Raw genomic sequence first — 17,174 nt, 5'->3', positions numbered from 1 at the left:
CCTTGCGGGCGCCGTGCGTGGCGATGAAGTACTCCAGCACGGACAGACCCTCGCGGAAGTTGTTCTTGATCGGCCGCGGGATGTACTCGCCCTTCGGGTTGGACACCAGACCACGCATCCCGGCCAGCGACCGGACCTGGGTCATGTTGCCCGCCGCGCCCGACTTCACGATCATCGGGATCGGGTTGTCCTCGGGGAAGTTGTCCTCCATGGCCCTGGCGACCTCTTCGGTCGCCTGGCCCCACACCTTGACCAGTTCGCTGTTGCGCTCCGTGTGGGACAGCTGCCCACGCTGGTAGCGCTTCTCCACCGCGTCGGCCTTGAGCTCGTAGGAGTCCAGGATCTCCTGCTTGTTCGGCGGCACCACGATGTCCGAGATGGCGATCGTGACACCGGACCGGGTGGCCCAGAAGAAGCCGGCGTCCTTGAGCTTGTCCAGGGTCCGAGCCACGGTGACCATCGGGTACCGCTCGGCGAGGTCGTTCACGATCGCGGCCTGCCGCTTCTTCGGCATCGCCTCGTTGATGAACGGGTAGTCCTCGGGGAGCAGGTCGTTGAACAGCACCCGGCCCAGCGTGGTCTCGGCGAGCCAGGCGGTGCCCGGCTCCCAGGTCTCCGGCCGGTCGACCGCGTTGGGCGCGCGGTCGTGGATGCGGACCTTGATCGGCGACTGCAGGCCAACCGACTTGCGATCGAAGGCCATGATCGCCTCCGCCGGCGAGGAGAACGCCTGACCCGCGCCGAGACCGTCCTCCTTGATCCGGGTCAGGTGGAACAGCCCGGTGACCATGTCCAGACGCGGCATGGCCAGCGGTCGCCCAGACGCCGGCGACAGGATGTTGTTCGACGACAGCATCAGGATTCGCGCCTCGGCCTGGGCCTCGGCGGACAGCGGCAGGTGCACCGCCATCTGGTCACCGTCGAAGTCGGCGTTGAACGCCTCGCAGACCAGCGGGTGCAGCTGGATCGCCTTGCCCTCGACCAGTTGCGGCTCGAAGGCCTGGATGCCGAGGCGGTGCAGCGTCGGCGCGCGGTTGAGCATCACCGGGTGTTCGGTGATGACCTCTTCCAGCACGTCCCACACCGCCGGCCGGGCCCGCTCCACCATCCGCTTGGCGGACTTGATGTTCTGCGCGTGGTTGAGGTCGACCAGCCGCTTCATCACGAACGGCTTGAACAGCTCCAGCGCCATCGCCTTGGGCAGACCGCACTGGTGCAGCTTGAGCTGCGGGCCGACCACGATGACCGAACGGCCGGAGTAGTCGACGCGCTTGCCGAGCAGGTTCTGGCGGAACCGGCCCTGCTTGCCCTTGAGCAGGTCGGACAGCGACTTCAGCGGCCGGTTGCCCGGGCCGGTGACCGGACGGCCGCGGCGGCCGTTGTCGAACAGCGCGTCGACGGCCTCCTGCAGCATCCGCTTCTCGTTGTTGACGATGATCTCGGGCGCGCCCAGGTCGATCAGCCGCTTCAACCGGTTGTTCCGGTTGATCACCCGGCGGTACAGGTCGTTCAGGTCGGAGGTGGCGAACCGGCCACCGTCGAGCTGGACCATCGGCCGCAGGTCCGGCGGGATCACCGGGATGCAGTCGAGCACCATGCCCATGGGCGAGTTGCTGGTCGCGGAGAACGCCGCCACGACCTTGAGCCGCTTGAGGGCGCGGAGCTTCTTCTGCCCCTTGCCGTTGCGGATCGTGTCGCGCAGGTTCTCGGCCTCGGCCTCGACGTCGAAGTCGGCGGCCAGCTTCTGGATCGCCTCGGCACCCATCGAGCCGGTGAAGAACTCGCCGTAGCGGTCGGTCAGCTCGCGGTAGAGCAGCTCGTCGGCGATCAGCTGCTTGGGCTCGAGCTTGGTGAAGGTGGTCCAGATCTCGTCGAGCCGGTCCAGCTCACGCTGGGCCCGGTCGCGGAGCTGGCGCATCTCCCGCTCGCCGCCCTCCTTGACCTTGCGGCGCACGTCGCTCTTGGCGCCCTCGGCCTCCAGCTGGGCCAGGTCGGCCTCGAGCTTCTGGGCCCGCGCCTCGATGTCGGCATCGCGCCGGGCCTCGACCTGCTTGCGCTCGACCCCGATCTCGCTCTCCAGGGTCGGCTGGTCGTTGTGCCGCTGCTCGGTGTCCACGCTGGTGATCACGTAGGCGGCGAAGTAGATGATCTTCTCGAGATCCTTCGGTGCCAGGTCGAGCAGGTAGCCGAGCCGGCTCGGCACACCCTTGAAGTACCAGATGTGCGTGACCGGAGCGGCCAGCTCGATGTGACCCATCCGCTCGCGGCGCACCTTGGCCCGGGTCACCTCGACGCCGCAGCGCTCACAGATGATGCCCTTGAAGCGAACCCGCTTGTACTTGCCGCAGTAGCACTCCCAGTCGCGGGTCGGGCCGAAGATCTTCTCGCAGAAGAGCCCGTCCTTCTCCGGCTTGAGGGTGCGGTAGTTGATGGTTTCGGGCTTCTTCACCTCGCCGTAGGACCACTGGCGGATGTCGTCAGCGGTCGCCAGACCGATGCGAAGCTCATCGAAGAAGTTGACGTCCAGCAAGTTGGTTCTTCTCCCCAATTGTTGGTATGTCTGCCGGGGATCGGGCCTGCGCCGGGTGCTCGCGCACCCGGCGCGGCGGGGTTCAGTTCACGACGTCATCGACGGACGGCGACTCGTTGCGGGACAGGTTGATGCCGAGGTTGGCGGCCGCGCGCTCGAGGTCCTCGTCGTCGGAGTCCCGCATCTCGATGGCCGCACCGTCACTGGAGAGCACCTCGACGTTGAGGCACAGCGACTGCAGCTCCTTGAGCAGCACCTTGAACGACTCCGGGATGCCCGGCTCGGGGATGTTCTCGCCCTTGACGATCGCCTCGTACACCTTGACCCGGCCGAGCACGTCGTCCGACTTGATCGTGAGCAGCTCCTGCAGCGTGTACGCCGCGCCGTAGGCCTGCATCGCCCAGCACTCCATCTCACCGAAGCGCTGGCCACCGAACTGCGCCTTACCACCGAGCGGCTGCTGGGTGATCATCGAGTACGGGCCGGTGGACCGGGCGTGGATCTTGTCGTCGACCAGGTGCAGCAGCTTGAGGATGTACATGTAGCCGATCGCCACGGGGAACGGGAACGGCTCACCGGAGCGACCGTCGAACAGCGTCGCCTTGCCGTCCTCGCCGACCAGCCGCTCGCCGTCCCGGTTGGGCAGCGTCGAGCCGAGCAGGCCCGTGATCTCGTCCTCCTTGGCCCCGTCGAACACCGGGGTGGCGGTGTTCGTGCCGGGCTCGGCGGAGTGCAGGTCCTCCGGCAGCCGCTTCGCCCAGTCCGGAGCGCCGTCGATCTGCCAGCCCTGCTTGGCGATCCAGCCGAGGTGGGTCTCCAGCACCTGGCCGATGTTCATCCGGCGCGGCACACCGTGCGTGTTCAGCACGACGTCGACCGGGGTGCCGTCCGGCAGGAACGGCATGTCCTCCACCGGAAGGATCTTGCCGATCACGCCCTTGTTGCCGTGCCGGCCGGCGAGCTTGTCGCCGTCCTGGATCTTGCGCTTCTGCGCCACGTACACCCGGACCAGCTCGTTGACGCCCGGCGGCAGCTCGTCCTCGTCCTCCCGGCTGAACACCCGGATGCGGACCACCTTGCCGGTCTCGCCGTGCGGCACCTTCAGCGAGGTGTCACGGACCTCGCGGGCCTTCTCGCCGAAGATCGCGCGGAGCAGCCGCTCCTCGGGGGTCAGCTCGGTCTCGCCCTTCGGGGTGACCTTGCCGACCAGGATGTCGCCGGCGCCGACCTCCGCGCCGATCCGGACGATGCCGCGCTCGTCGAGGTCGGCGAGCACCTCCTCGGAGACGTTCGGGATGTCCCGGGTGATCTCCTCGGCGCCGAGCTTGGTGTCCCGGGCGTCGATCTCGTGCTCCTCGATGTGGATGGACGTGAGCACGTCCTCCTCGACGAGCCGCTGCGACAGGATGATCGCGTCCTCGTAGTTGTGGCCCTCCCACGGCATGATCGCGACCAGCAGGTTCTTGCCGAGCGCCATCTCGCCGTTCTCGGTGCACGGCCCGTCCGCGATCACCTGGCCCGCCTCGACCCGGTCGCCCTCGGAGACGATCGGCTTCTGGTTGATGCAGGTGCCCTGGTTGGAGCGGTCGAACTTGTACAGCCGGTAGGTGCGGCGGCTGCCGTCGTCGGCCATCACCGTGATGAAGTCCGCGGACAGCTCCTCGACCACGCCGGACTTCTCGGCCACCACCAGGTCACCGGCGTCCACCGCGGCACGCAGCTCCATGCCGGTGCCGACCAGCGGCGACTCGCTGCGCAGCAGCGGAACCGCCTGGCGCTGCATGTTGGCGCCCATCAGCGCGCGGTTGGCGTCGTCGTGCTCGAGGAACGGGATCATCGCGGTGGCCACCGAGACCATCTGCCGCGGCGAGACGTCCATGTAGTCCACGTCGAACGGCTCGATGAACTCGACCTCGCCGCCCTTCTTCCGGACCAGGACGCGGTCCTCGGCGAAGTGGTTCTGGTCGTCCAGCGGCGCGTTGGCCTGCGCGATGACGTGCCGGTCCTCCTCGTCCGCGGTCAGGTAGTCGATCTGGTCGGTGACCTGACCCTCGACGACCTTGCGGTACGGCGTCTCGATGAAGCCGAACGGGTTGACCCGCCCGTAGGAGGACAGCGAGCCGATCAGACCGATGTTCGGGCCTTCCGGCGTCTCGATCGGGCACATCCGGCCGTAGTGGCTGTGGTGGACGTCGCGGACCTCCATGCCGGCCCGCTCGCGGGACAGACCACCGGGCCCGAGCGCGGACAGCCGGCGCTTGTGCGTCAGACCGGCGATCGGGTTGGTCTGGTCCATGAACTGGGACAGCTGCGAGGTGCCGAAGAACTCCTTGATCGCCGCTACCACCGGGCGGATGTTGATCAGGGTCTGCGGCGTGATCGCCTCGACGTCCTGCGTGGTCATCCGCTCCCGGACGACCCGCTCCATCCGGGACAGGCCGACCCGGATCTGGTTCTGGATCAGCTCGCCGACCGTGCGCAGCCGCCGGTTGCCGAAGTGGTCGATGTCGTCCACCTCGACCGGGACGGTCCCGTCGCCGCCGGCCGTTGGCATCGTGGTCTCGCCGGCGTGCAGCCGGACCAGGTACTCGATCGCGGTGACGATGTCGTCCTCGGTGAGCACGCCGGTGCCCACCGGCGAAGCCAGACCGAGCTTCTTGTTGACCTTGTAGCGGCCCACCTTGGCCAGGTCGTAGCGCTTCTCCTTGAAGAAGAGGTTCTCCAGCAGGGTCTGCGCGCTCTCCTTGGTCGGCGGCTCACCCGGGCGCAGCTTGCGGTAGATGTCCAGCAGCGCCTCGTCGGTGCCGGCGGTGTGGTCCTTGTCCAGCGTGGCGATCAGCGTCTCGGAGAAGTGGAACCGCTCGCGGATCTGCTCTGTGCTCCAGCCCAGCGCCTTGAGCAGCACGGTGACCGGCTGGCGGCGCTTGCGGTCGATGCGCACACCGACGGTGTCGCGCTTGTCGACGTCGAACTCGAGCCAGGCGCCGCGGCTCGGGATGACCTTGACGCTGAACACGTCCTTGTCGGTCGTCTTGTCGACGGAGGTGTCGAAGTAGACGCCCGGGGAACGGACGAGCTGGGACACCACGACCCGCTCGGTGCCGTTGATGATGAAGGTGCCCTTGTCGGTCATGACCGGGAAGTCACCCATGAACACCGTCTGGCTCTTGATCTCGCCGGTGGTGTGGTTGGTGAACTCCGCGGTGACGAACAGCGGCGCCGCGTAGGTCATGTCCTTGTCCTTGCACTCCTCGACGGAGGCCTTGACCTCGTCGAAGCGAGGGTCGGAGAAGGACAGCGACATCGAGCCGGAGAAGTCCTCGATGGGGGAGATCTCGTTCAGGACCTCCTCGAGGCCCCCGATCGGGTTATCGTCACCGGCGTCGATACGTCGCTGAAACCAGGACTCGGCTCCGGTGAACCACTCGAACGACTGAATCTGCAGGTCCAGCAGGTTGGGTGTTCCCAGGGGCTCGCGGATCTTCGCGAACGACACGCGCCGGGGCGCGCCGGGGATTCCTGAGTTCGATGCAGTGGAATTGGTCGCAGTGGCCTTGGTCACGCGGGAGACTGCCAAGATGCGTCCTTCCAGGACTAATGAGCGGTCTGAGCAGCCGCGCTAGCACAGGTAGCGCGCCTGATCAAGGGTGCGGTGGTACCCACCAGTCTAGGGCATGCGAAAGTGGGCAGCGCAAAGGGGCAGTCTAGCCATTAAACCGGCGACTGTCCAGGCCCGCCGCTCAAGGGAATCCTCTCGCTGGAGTGCGCGCTGACAAACAGCGTGACCCTGCGGCGCCGCCGAGTCAAGATGCCGCACCATGATCCCTACCTCTAGTCGAGGTATCCGCTACGCAGCGTGCGCAGTCACCTGGGGAAACGCCGGCGCATCAGGACGGGGCGAACTGGCGATTGGACCTATTCAAGCACCGGTCATGTCCACACCTCAGCACTGGGGTGCCGGCTTGCCGCCGGCGAGGGGCTGGCCGAGCAGGTCGAAGCCGGTGATCTTCCACTGGCCGTCCTGCCGTTCGGCGTTGACGGTGAACTGCGCTCCGCTGACCGCGGCCTGGTTGTTGTCGCCCCGGGTGGACCGCTGGTCGAGGAACACCAGCGCCTGGGCCTTGTCCCCCTCCAGGCGGATCAGCCCGATGTCGCGCACCTGGGCGCTGACCACGATCTTCTGCTCCGGAGCGAGCTTGCGCACCTCGCCGAAGAGCTGGTCGTACTCGCAGGCCGCCTTGCCGGCCAGGTTCTCCCGCACCGCCTTCTCGGTGCTGTCCAGGTCGGTGTAGTTGAACGAGAACGTCCGCTCGATCGCGGTGCGCAGCTTCTCGGTCACCTCCACCGCCGCGCCCGGATCGGTCAGCGCGGCGTTGTTGGTGTCCGCCGCCTCCACGCGCCGGTCGGCCTCACCCCGGAACCACACGGCGAGCCCGCCCAGCAGCAGCGCCAGCACGATCAGGCCGATCGCCAGGGCCAGCGGGTTCACCCGGCGCCGCTGGGCCGGCCCGGGTTCGGTGCCGGCGACCTCGGCCTCGGCTTCGGCCAGGTCACCCGGTTGGGTAATCCCGATCGAGCGACGTTTGCCGGCCGGCCGGGCCGCCGGCACCGGCCGCTCCTCGTCGAGCTCGACGCGGCCCGGCGACGGCTTCGCACCGGCTGCCGGCGCCGCGGCGCCGATCACCCCGCCGGCGGGCGCGATCGGCTCCGGCTCCGCCCCCGTGTCGATTACCTCCGTGTCGGTCACCTCGGTGTCGATCACCTCGGTGTCGATCACCTCGGGTTCGGTCTGGGGTTCGTCGGCCTCGTGCGGCGGGAGGTCCGGTTCGGGGCGCTGGGTATCCGGCCGGCGCAGGCCGGCCACCCGCGGCCGCCGGGTCGGCGGCGTGGTTCTGGTCTGACGGCGGGACGGCGGCACGGCGGGTCCTCTCAGCTCTGGGCCGGTTCGACGAAGGTCAAGGCGGAAACCTTCCAGCCGTCACCGGTGCGCTGGAGCGTGGCCTTGACCCGCCGGTACTTGGTGGTCGGGGGCGCGTCGGCGAGGCTGACCCCGGACACGGAGGCGGCGATCACCGTCGCGGTGCCGTCGAACTCGTTCAGGTCGGTCACCGCGAGCGCGAGGATGTCCGCCGTCGTCTTGGACTTCGCTTCCGCGAGCGCCTTCTTCGCGTTCTCCTTGCGGTTGACGAAGTCGTCGTGCAGCGGGCCGGTGGCCGCGGCCTCCCAGTTGTTCAGGCTCTCGTCCAGGTTGTGGTAGTCCAGCGTCTGCATGGTCTTGAGCGCCTGCCGGGCCACCCGGTCGACCTCGTCCCGGGCCGCTGCCCTGGTCACCACGTCGTCGTTGCCGGCCTTGATCCAGGCGATGCCGAACCAGGTGGCGACCACGGCGGCCGCGACGACCAGCGCGACCGCTCCGGTCAGCAGCAGGTGCACGGGCCGCCGGCGGGTGTCCGGTTCCGCGCTGTCGGGAGATGTCATTACTACTCCAGAGTAGATGGCGATATGTACATGCTGGTGGGCGTGTCAACCGGGCAGGCCGAGCAGGTCGGCGAGGGCACGTAGCCCCTGGATGCCCGGGTTGGTCACGGCCGGCGGCAGGCCGGTGGTCCCCGGACCGGCCGGTTGCCCGGGCGGGCTCGCGGCCTGGGTGGACTGCTTGGGCACCCCGTTGAACGGGGCGTTCTGCGAGCCGCGGACGTTGATCGGGCTGCCGGTGGGCTCGGCGCAGTAGGTCTGCTCCGGCAGCGGGGGCGGCGGTCCGGTCTGGTTGCCGTCCCGCCGCACGGCCTGCTCGTAGCCCCGGGCGCAGACCGGCGGGTTGAACAGGTTGAGCGCCAGGCCCAGGTGCACGGTGCCGTCGCCGGAGGCCAGCACCCCCTGCGCCGCGGCGGACAGCACCGGGTAGGCGACCAGGGCGTACTCCACCCCGTCGGTGCGCACCCGCAGGATGTTCGAGGTGGTCAGCAGGTTCGCGAAGAGCAGGCTCAGGTCGGAGCCGGACTCGGTGAGCAGGTCGTCGATCGCGTCGGCGGCCCGCGGGGTGGCCGCGATCAGGTTGCGCAGGTCCGGGTCGGAGGCCCGCAGTTGCTCGGTCAGCAGCCGCAGGTCGCGTCCGAACGAGGTGATGTTGCCGGCCTCGGCGTTCTGGGTGTCCAGCACCGTGCCGCCGGTGTCGATCAGGGTGATGGTCGCCGGCAGGTTCGCGATCGCCGCGCTGGTCAGGTTGCGCGTGCTGTCCAGCAGCACCTGCAGGTCCGTGCCGGTGCCCCGGAACGCCAGATACAGCTCGTCGACCACGTCGCGCAGCGCGTCGGTCGGCACCGAGGCGGCCAGGCTGTCCAGGTCGCGCAGCACGGTGTCGGTGCCGATCGGGGTCCGGGTCCGGTCGACCGGGATGACCGAGCCGGCCGACAGGTACGGGGCCGCGGCGGTGCGCGGACGCAGGTCCACGTACTGCTCGCCGACCGCGGACCGGTTGGCCACCACCGCGTCCAGGTCGGCCGGGATGTCCGGGGCGTCCGGGTCGATGTTCAGGTCCACCTGCAGACCGTCCGCGGTCAACCGGAGCTCGCCGACCCGGCCCACGTTCACGCCGCGGTAGGTCACCTCGGCGTTGCTGAAGATCCCGCCCGAGTCGGCCAGGTTCAGCTGGACCGTGTAGCCCTCGGCGCCGAACACCTTGCCCAGGTCGGTGAACCGGAACAGGGCGTACACCACGGCGAGGACCGCGATCACGAAGAACGCCACCAACTGCAGCCGGACGGTTCGGGTGAGCATCAGCGACACCCGCCCAGCAGCACGTCGAGGACCCCGCACGGCTTGGCCTGGTTCGGCTGCTGCCCGGGCAGCGTGCCGATCGAGGGAAGCGGCAACGGAATCGCCGGAGCCGCCGCCTGGCCGCTGGGCAGGATGCCGGTCAGCGGGCTGTTCCGGGACCGGCTCAGGTTGTCGATCACCGACTGGAGGTTCAGGTCGATCTTGGCGAACAGGTTGAAGTAGTCGCCCCGCACGTCGTTGACCGCCTCGTCCGGGAACGGCATCGTCAGCAGCAGCTCCAGCGCCTTCGGCAGGTCGTTGCCCGCCTCGCCGAGCTTGGCCAGCGCCGGCATCAGCGCCTTGAGGTCGGCCACGATGTCGACCTGGCTCCGGTTGACCGTGTCCACCGCGACCGTGGACAGCGAGTCGAGCGCCTGCAGCATGGTGACGAGCTGGCCGCGTTGGTCGGACAGCACCTGCAGGCCCGGCCCCAGGTCGTCGATCGCACCCGCGATCTGGTCGCGCTGGGCGGCAAGGTTGCCGGCCAGCCGGTTCAGCCCGTCGATCGCGCGGGTGATGTCCGCCCTGCTCCGGTCCAATGTGGACACGAAGCTGGTGACCCCGTCCAGCGCGGTGCGGATGTCCTCCTCGTTGCCCACCAGGGCCTCGTTCAGCTCGTGCGAGATGCTCCGCAACTGCTCCACACCGCCGCCGTTGAGCAGCATGGACAGCGCGCCGAGCACCTCCTCCACCTCGGTGTTGCGGTTGGTGCGCTCCACCGGGATCACCGCGCCGTCGGCGAGCCGGGCCGGGTCCGGCGCGGACGGCGCGGACAGCTCCACGTACTTCTCCCCGAGCAGGCTGGACTGGCGCAGCTTGGCCAGGGCGTTGGCGGGCAGCGCCACGTCGCCGTTGACCAGCACGGTGACCTCGGCGGTCCAACCGTCCGGGGCCAGGGCGATGTCCTGCACCCGCCCGACCGCCACCTCGTTGACCTTCACCCCGGACTGCGGCACCAGGTCCAGCACGTCGTGGAAGCGCACCTTCACCCGGTAGGGATGGTCGCCGACGTCGGCCCCGCCGGGCAACGGCACGTCGTAGATGCCGGTGAACGAGCAGCCGCCGAGCGCCAGCAGCCCGGCGAGCACCGGGGCCATCGCGCGGCGCTTCACCGCGGGCTCCCGGAGTTCGTGTACACCGCGCCGGCCAGCGGCAACGGCAGCGGCGGCAGCCTGCCCTGCTGCAGCCCGGCGAGCACCTCGGCCGGCGACTCCAGCGGCACCAGGCCGCTCACCAGCGGGGCGATCGAGTCGCAGGTCTCGGCCAGCACCGGCGGCAGCTGCGCCGGGGTGGTCTGCCGCAGCAGACCGCACACCAGCACGATCGGCGGCTGCGACAGCTCGTTGAGGTTGCTGCGGGTGTCCAGGGTGCCGGACGAGCCGTTGTAGGCGTTGATGATGTTGGACAACGCCAGCGGGGCGATGTCGAGCACCTCGGCGAGCGCCGCCCGCTGGTCCACCAGCACCTGGGTCACCGCCGCCAGTTTGTCCACATTGGACGCCAGCCGGGACCGGTTGTCGTTGATGAACTTCTGCACCAACCCCAGCGCGATGCCGAGCTGGCGCACCGTTTCGCCCAGGTCGGACCGTTCGCCTGCGAGGAACCCGGTGACGTCGGAGACCTGCTGGGAGAACTGGCGCACCGCGGCGTCGCTGCCGGCCAGCGTGCTGGTGAACCGGCTCAGGTTGTCCACGGTGGCGAACAGGTCGTCGGAGTTGCCGGACAGGGTGCTGGACAGCCGGGACAGCTGGGTGACCGTGTCGTTGATCGCCGCGCCGTTGCCTCTGGTGTTGGCCGCCAGGGTGTTCAGCAGATCGGCCAGCGCCCCGTTCTTGTTGACGCCGTTGGGTCCCAGCGTGGTGCTGACCCGGTTGAGGCTCGCGTACAGGTCGTCCACCTCGAGCGGGGTGGCGGTGCGCTCCCTCGGCACCACCGTGCCGGGGGCGAGCTCCGCGCCGCCGGTGTAGGCCGGGGCGAACTGCACGTACCGGTCGCTGACCAGGGACGGTGCCACGATCGCCGCGGAGGCGCCGGCCGGGATCCGCACGTCTCGGTCCACCACCATCTCCACCAGCACGGTGTCGCCCTGCGGGACCACCTTGGTCACGTGACCGACCTTGACCCCGAGCACCCGGACGTCGTTGTCCTCGTAGAGCCCGACCGTGCCGGTGAACACCGCGCTGTACCGCTTCTCGTCGGTGACCCGCAGCACCCACCACAGGAAGCCGGCCACCAGCAGGGCCAGAATCGTGACGATGGCCGCGGCGCGCAGCCGCCGGCGGCGGACGGTCCCGTGGGTGGTCATCGGTTCAACCTCCCCAGGCAGCCCTGCTCGTTGACGCCGGGCAACGGGGTGGCCGGCGGCAGCAGTCCGCAGATGTAGTTGTCGAACCAGTGGCCGTTGCCCACCGCGTTGTTGAACAGCCGCACGAACGGCGCCATGTTCCGGATGCCCTTGGCGAGGTCGTCCTGGTTGCGGGCCAGCATGGTGGTGAGCGTGTCCAGGCTCGCCAGCACCGGCTGCAGCTGCTCGGCGTTGTCGGTCACCAGGTCCTGCAGCTCCCGGGACAGCCGGATCGTGCCGTCCAGCAACGCGCTGATCGCCGCCCGTCGCTTCTCCACCTCGGCGAGCAGCAGGTTGCCGTCGTTGATCAGCTTGGTCACCTCGGCGTCCCGCTCGGCCAGGGTCTGGCTGATCTGCCGGGTGTTGGACAGCAGCCGGGCCAGCTCCTCGTCCCGGGACGCCACGGTCGCCGACAGCGAGCGCAGCCCGTCCAGCGCCCCGCGCACCTCGTCCGGCGTGTCGGCGAACGTCTCGGTGATCACCTCGAAGCTGCGGGCCAACTGCTCGGTGTCCACCTCGTCGACGGTCTGCGCCAGCCCGCGGAAGGCCTCCAGCACGTCGTAGGGCGCCACCGTGCGGGCCAGCGGGATCCGGTCGGCCGGGTCGAGCACCGCCACGCCGTCCGGCTCCAGCGCGAGGAACTTCTGACCCAGCAAGGTCTTGATCTTGATCGCGGCCCGGGTCCGGTCCCCCAGCCAGGTGTCCTTGACCTTGAACGTGACCACCACCCGGTCCCCGTCCAGCTCGATGTCGCGGACCTTGCCCACCTTCACCCCGGCCACCCGGACCTCGTCGTCCGGCACCAGCCCGGCGGCCTCGCTGAACTCGGCGCTGTAGGTGGTGCCCGCGCCGATGATCGGCAGGTCGTCGGAGAACATCGCCGCGGTCAGCGCGAGCGCGATCAGGACGATCCCGACGATCGCGATCGGGATCGGGTTGCGCGAGCCGAACGACCTCATCCCGAGCACCTCGCCACGGTCGCGTCGACCACCGGGACGTTCACCGGCGTGGTGATCAGGCCGGGGATGCTCACCGAGCCCGATGCCGAGCACAGGAAGAAGTTGAACCAGGAGCCGTAGCTCACCGTGCGGGTCAGCGTCGCCGTCTTGGTCGGCAGGAACTGGATGAAGTGCTCCAACTCCGGCTCGTGGGCGTTGAGCCGGTCGGTCAGCAGGCCCAGGTTGGCGATGTCCTGCTTGAGCGGCGCCCGCGCCTGCTCCAGCAGGCCGGCGGTCGTGGTGGCCAGCCCGCCGATCGCCTCCACGGCCTGCCCGATCGGCTCCCGGTCCGCCGCCAGCCCGGAGACCAGCCGCTGCAGCGTGCCGATCAGGTCGGACAGTTGCTGGCCGCGATCGTTGACCGTGTCCAGCACGCTGTTCAGGTTGCCGATCAGCTCGCCGATCACCTTGTCCTTGTCGGCCAGCGCCGAGGTCAGCGTCGCGGTGTGGGCGAGCAGCGACTCGACCGTGCCGCCGTCGCCCTGCAGCACCTGGATCAGCTCGTAGGACAGCTTGTTCACCTCGTCCGGGTCAAGCGCCTGGAACAGCGGCTTGAACCCGTTGAACAGCTCGGTGAGGTCCAGCGCGGGCCGGGTGCGCTCGATCGGGATGTTGCCGCCCGGTTCGAGCACCGCGTTCGGGTTGCCGCCGGCTTCGCCCTGGCCGAGCGCGACATAGCGCTGGCCGACGATGTTGCGGAACTTGATCGCGGCGGTCACCCCGGCCGGCAGCCGGCGCGCGGAGCTGACCGAGAAGCGCACCTGCGCCTGGGTGTGGTCGGCCACCGAGATCTCCTCCACCTGACCGACCCGCACCCCGGCGATCCGCACGTCGTCGCCGGGCAGGAGCAGGGTGGCGTCGGAGAACCGGGCGGTGTAGCTGTCGGTCGAGCTGAGGTCGGTGTTGGCGATGCTGATCGCGAGCACGGCGGTCGCCGCGACGGTCACCACCGCGAAGATCACCAGCTTGGTCAGCGCGCCGGCCAGGTGTCTCACCGGAAGCTCACCTCCGCCCCGCGCAGCAGCGGGCCGAGCAGCAGGCTGCTCCAGCCCGGCATGTCGGCCGGCTCGACCCCGACGTCAGGGGCCAGCAGGTGGGCGATCAGGTCCCGCTCCCCCGGCGAGTTGGCCAGGCCCAACCCGTCGGTCCGGGCCGGCTCGGCGGCCGAGGGCACAGTGCCGCCGGGCGCCTGCTTGTCGCAGGACGGGCGGGGCGGCGGGGTGGGTGCGGTGCCGTCGCGCAGCGGACCGCCCGGCGGCTGTTCCGGGAACGGGTCGCAGAAGTCGGCCGGGTTGTAGCAGCGCGGGCCCCGGTGCTCGTCGAACCGGGGGGTGTCCCGGCCGGGCTGGTAGGGACCTCGGTTGACCACGATCTCGATCGAGGCGCTCAACCCCGGCGGCGAGGCGCCCCGGCCCAGCACCGCGTTGGCCGGGTCGACCAGCCCGGCCATCTGCTTGAGGAAGCACGGGTACTCGGGCGCGTACCTGGCCAGCAGCTCCAGCGTCGGCCGGGAGCTGTCCGCGAGCTGGATCAGGTTGCCCTGGTTGGCCCGCAGGAAGCCGTCCAGGGTGCGGGTGGAGGTGGTCAGGCTGCCGTACAGGGCGTCCAGGTTCGCCCGCTGCTCGACCAGCGTCCGCGAGGTCACCGTCAGGTCGTCCAGCGCGGTGACGATGTCCGGCAGCGCCTCGGCGTAGGTGCCGGACAGGTCGGCGAGCGCGGCCACGTCGTGCTGCAACTGCGGCAGGTGCGGGTTCAGCTCGGCGACCAGGCGGCCGACGTCGGCGATGGTCTCGCCGAGTGCCTTGCCCCGGCCGTCCAGGGCGGTGGAGATCGCCGACAGCGTGCTGGACAGCTTCTCCGGCTGCACCGCCTGCAACACCGGCAGCAGATGCTCCAGCGCCGCCTCCAACTCGACCGCGCGCCGGGACTTGTCCTGCTGGATCACGTCCCCCTCGGCCAGGTGCGCCGGCGCCGGCTCGGTCGGGATCTGCAGCGCCACGTAGCGGTCGCCGAACAGCGTCTTGGGGATGAACTGCGCGGTGACGTTGTTCGGGATCAGCTCGACCTTCGCCGGGTCGAGGGCCAGATCCAGCTCGGCGCCACCGGTGGTCGGCGTGATCCGGGTGATCTGCCCGACGATCAGGCCGCGGACCTTGACGTCGCCGAGCACGGCGAGCTGGTTGCCCAGCTTGTCGGTGCGCAGTTTCACCGTCACCACGCTGGTGAAGGCCTTGTTGTACAACGCGATCGACAATGTGACCAGGGCCGCGATGAGCACGATGAAGCCCAGGCCGAGCAGCCTGCGGCGGATCGTGGCACCGGTCCCGGGCCTCATCCCGCGATCCGCACGGTCGTCGTGGTCCCCCACACCGCGAAACCGATGAAGAAGTTCAGCAGCGCGGCGGTGACGATCGTGGTGCGCACCGAGCGACCGACCGCCACGCCGACGCCGGCCGGGCCGCCGCTGGCCCGGTAGCCGTAGTAGCAGTGCACCAGGATGATCGCCACGCTGAAGATCAGCACCTTGCCGAACGACCAGAACACGTCCTCCGGAGGGAGGAACAGGTTGAAGTAGTGGTCGTAGGTGCCCGCCGACTGGCCGTAGAAGTACACCGTGATCGCCCGCGACGCGAGGTAGGAGGACAGCAGGCCGATGACGTACAGCGGGATGATCGCGATGAACCCGGCGATGATCCGGGTGGTGACCAGGAACGGCAGGCTGGGCACCGCCATCACCTCGAGCGCGTCGATCTCCTCGGAGATCCGCATGGCACCGAGCTGCGCGGTGAAGCCGGCGCCGACCGTCGCGGACAGGGCGAGGCCCGCGATCAGCGGCGCGACCTCGCGGGTGTTGATGTAGGCCGAGGCGAACCCGGTGAACGCCGAGGTGCCGATCTGGTCCAGCGCGGCGTAGCCCTGCAGGCCCACCACCGTGCCGGTGAACACGGTCATGCCGATCATCACGCCGATCGTCCCGCCGATCACCGCGAGCGCCCCGCTGCCGAAGCTCACCTCGGCCAGGATCCGCAGCACCTCCCGGGTGTAGCGGCGCAGCGTGCGCGGAATCCAGGCCAGCGCCCGCAGGTAGAAGGAGAGCTGGTCGCCGAGCTGGTCGAGCATCGCGAGCGGGGACATCGTCAGCTTCCCTTCTGCGGCACCACGGTCAGGTACACCGCGGTCAGCACGAAGTTGACGAAGAACAGCAGCAGGAACGTGATCACCACCGACTGGTTGACCGCGTCGCCTACGCCCTTCGGGCCGCCCTTGGGGTTCAGGCCGCGGTAGGCCGCCACCACCCCGGCGAGGAACCCGAAGATGACCGCCTTGAGCTCGCTGATCCACAGGTCGGGAAGCTGGGCGAGCGCGGAGAAGCTGGCCAGGTAGGCGCCGGGGGTGCCGCCCTGCAGCACCACGTTGAAGAAGTACCCGCCCATCACGCCGACCACGCTGACCAGCCCGTTGAGCAGCAGGGCGACCACCATCATGGCCAGCACCCGGGGCACCACCAGCCGCTGGATCGGGTCGACGCCCAGCACCCGCATCGCGTCGATCTCCTCGCGGATGGTGCGGGCCCCGAGGTCGGCGCAGATCGCCGAGCCGCCGGCGCCGGCCACCATCAGCGCGGTCACCACCGGCGCGGCCTGCTGGATGATCGCCAGCACGCTGGCCGCACCGGTGAACGACTGCGCACCGAGCTGGATGATCAGCGTGCCGAGCTGCATCGCGATCACCGCGCCGAACGGGATCGCGATCAGCGCGGTCGGCAGGATCGTGACGCTGGCGATGAACCAGCACTGCTGGACGAACTCGCGGACCTGGAACGGCCGCCGGAAGGCGTTGACGACGACGTCGAGACCGAGGGCGAACAGCCGGCCGGTCTCGCGTAACGCGCCCGCGCCGGGGAAGCCGGCGGGCGCCGGGCGGGTGCTCACTGTTCCGCCTCCCCCTGAGGTGCGGTTGGCAGGAGGGATGTCATGGGGCATCACCGGGAGCTGGCCGGGGGAACGGCGACGGTCGCACCGGCTCGACCTGGTGGCGACTGCCGGAGCGGGCGAACACGTGCGGGTGCACGTTGTAGCGCTGCCGGTCCTCGACGGTGAGCGACTCGATGATCCCTTCCTGCGCGGAGGGCGGCAGCGAGTGCAGGATCCGCATCACCCGGTCCTTGCGGCGGCCGACCGCGGTGCGCTCGGGCAGCCCCGGGGTGGGTTGCAGCTGCGGGACGATCCCGCGCACGTCCTCGTCCGGCGAGCCATCGAAGTGGCCGGCGGCGGCGTGCGCGGCCTCGGCGGCCGCGGTGGCCTCGTCCTTCTCCTCGGACATGCCGATCGGGCCGATCCGGCGGCCGTTGAGGAACTGCTCGACCACCGGCTCGTCGGAGGTCAGCAACACCTCGCGCGGGCCGAACATGACCAGCTCCCGGCGAAACAGCATGCCCAGGTTGTCCGGCACGGTCCGAGCCACGTTGATGTTGTGCGTGACGATC

The 17,174-nt window shown here is 69.5% G+C and carries 12 protein-coding genes and 1 pseudogene; all 13 read right to left on the bottom strand.

Annotated features, from left to right (window positions below; genetic code table 11):
* Positions 1 to 2,530: DNA-directed RNA polymerase subunit beta' (gene rpoC / locus VFO68_RS23130; protein ID WP_325160458.1), on the bottom strand; the 2,530-nt coding region annotated here is incomplete at its 3' end.
* Positions 2,531 to 2,612: 82 nt separating this feature from the next.
* Positions 2,613 to 6,107, bottom strand: coding sequence for a DNA-directed RNA polymerase subunit beta (rpoB, locus tag VFO68_RS23125; RefSeq protein ID WP_325160457.1), 3,495 nt, complete (start codon positions 6,105 to 6,107; stop codon positions 2,613 to 2,615).
* A gap of 366 nt (positions 6,108 to 6,473) precedes the next feature.
* The gene (locus tag VFO68_RS23120; protein ID WP_325160456.1) at positions 6,474 to 7,448 is read right to left on the bottom strand and encodes a hypothetical protein; all 975 of its coding nucleotides are present in this window, start codon (positions 7,446 to 7,448) and stop codon (positions 6,474 to 6,476) included.
* An 11-nt stretch (positions 7,449 to 7,459) separates the two neighbouring features.
* Positions 7,460 to 8,008 carry a hypothetical protein gene (locus tag VFO68_RS23115; RefSeq protein WP_325160455.1) on the bottom strand — a complete coding sequence of 183 codons (549 nt, stop codon included), beginning with the start codon at positions 8,006 to 8,008 and terminating at the stop codon, positions 7,460 to 7,462.
* A 45-nt stretch (positions 8,009 to 8,053) separates the two neighbouring features.
* Positions 8,054 to 9,307: an MCE family protein gene (locus VFO68_RS23110; RefSeq protein ID WP_325160454.1), complete on the bottom strand. Its 1,254-nt coding sequence runs from the start codon at positions 9,305 to 9,307 to the stop codon at positions 8,054 to 8,056.
* Complete coding sequence (locus VFO68_RS23105) at positions 9,307 to 10,443, bottom strand: MCE family protein (protein WP_325160459.1); 1,137 nt, start codon at positions 10,441 to 10,443, stop codon at positions 9,307 to 9,309. Before VFO68_RS23105 ends, VFO68_RS23110 begins: the two co-directional genes overlap by 1 nt.
* Positions 10,444 to 10,454: 11 nt before the next feature.
* A complete protein-coding gene (locus VFO68_RS23100; RefSeq protein WP_325160453.1) occupies positions 10,455 to 11,651 on the bottom strand; it encodes an MCE family protein in 1,197 nt (398 codons plus the stop codon).
* Positions 11,648 to 12,649 carry an MCE family protein gene (locus tag VFO68_RS23095; RefSeq protein ID WP_325160452.1) on the bottom strand — a complete coding sequence of 334 codons (1,002 nt, stop codon included), beginning with the start codon at positions 12,647 to 12,649 and terminating at the stop codon, positions 11,648 to 11,650. Before VFO68_RS23095 ends, VFO68_RS23100 begins: the two co-directional genes overlap by 4 nt.
* Positions 12,646 to 13,683: an MCE family protein gene (locus VFO68_RS23090; protein ID WP_325160451.1), complete on the bottom strand. Its 1,038-nt coding sequence runs from the start codon at positions 13,681 to 13,683 to the stop codon at positions 12,646 to 12,648. Before VFO68_RS23090 ends, VFO68_RS23095 begins: the two co-directional genes overlap by 4 nt.
* Entirely contained in the window at positions 13,680 to 15,023 is a 1,344-nt protein-coding gene (locus VFO68_RS23085; RefSeq protein ID WP_325160450.1) for an MCE family protein, read from the bottom strand. The genes VFO68_RS23090 and VFO68_RS23085 overlap by 4 nt, the downstream gene beginning before the upstream one ends.
* Positions 15,020 to 15,823, bottom strand: coding sequence for an ABC transporter permease (locus VFO68_RS23080; RefSeq protein ID WP_325160449.1), 804 nt, complete (start codon positions 15,821 to 15,823; stop codon positions 15,020 to 15,022). Before VFO68_RS23080 ends, VFO68_RS23085 begins: the two co-directional genes overlap by 4 nt.
* A 2-nt stretch (positions 15,824 to 15,825) precedes the next feature.
* Positions 15,826 to 16,620, bottom strand: coding sequence for an ABC transporter permease (locus VFO68_RS23075; protein WP_325160448.1), 795 nt, complete (start codon positions 16,618 to 16,620; stop codon positions 15,826 to 15,828).
* A gap of 40 nt (positions 16,621 to 16,660) precedes the next feature.
* A pseudogene (locus VFO68_RS23070) lies at positions 16,661 to 17,174 on the bottom strand (ABC transporter ATP-binding protein); the annotation flags it as partial.

Source organism: Actinophytocola sp. (assembly GCF_035712165.1).
Lineage (GTDB): Bacteria > Actinomycetota > Actinomycetes > Mycobacteriales > Pseudonocardiaceae > DASYTH01.
The sequence above is the reverse complement of the archived record's forward strand: the minus strand, read 5'-3'. Positions and strand labels throughout refer to the sequence as shown.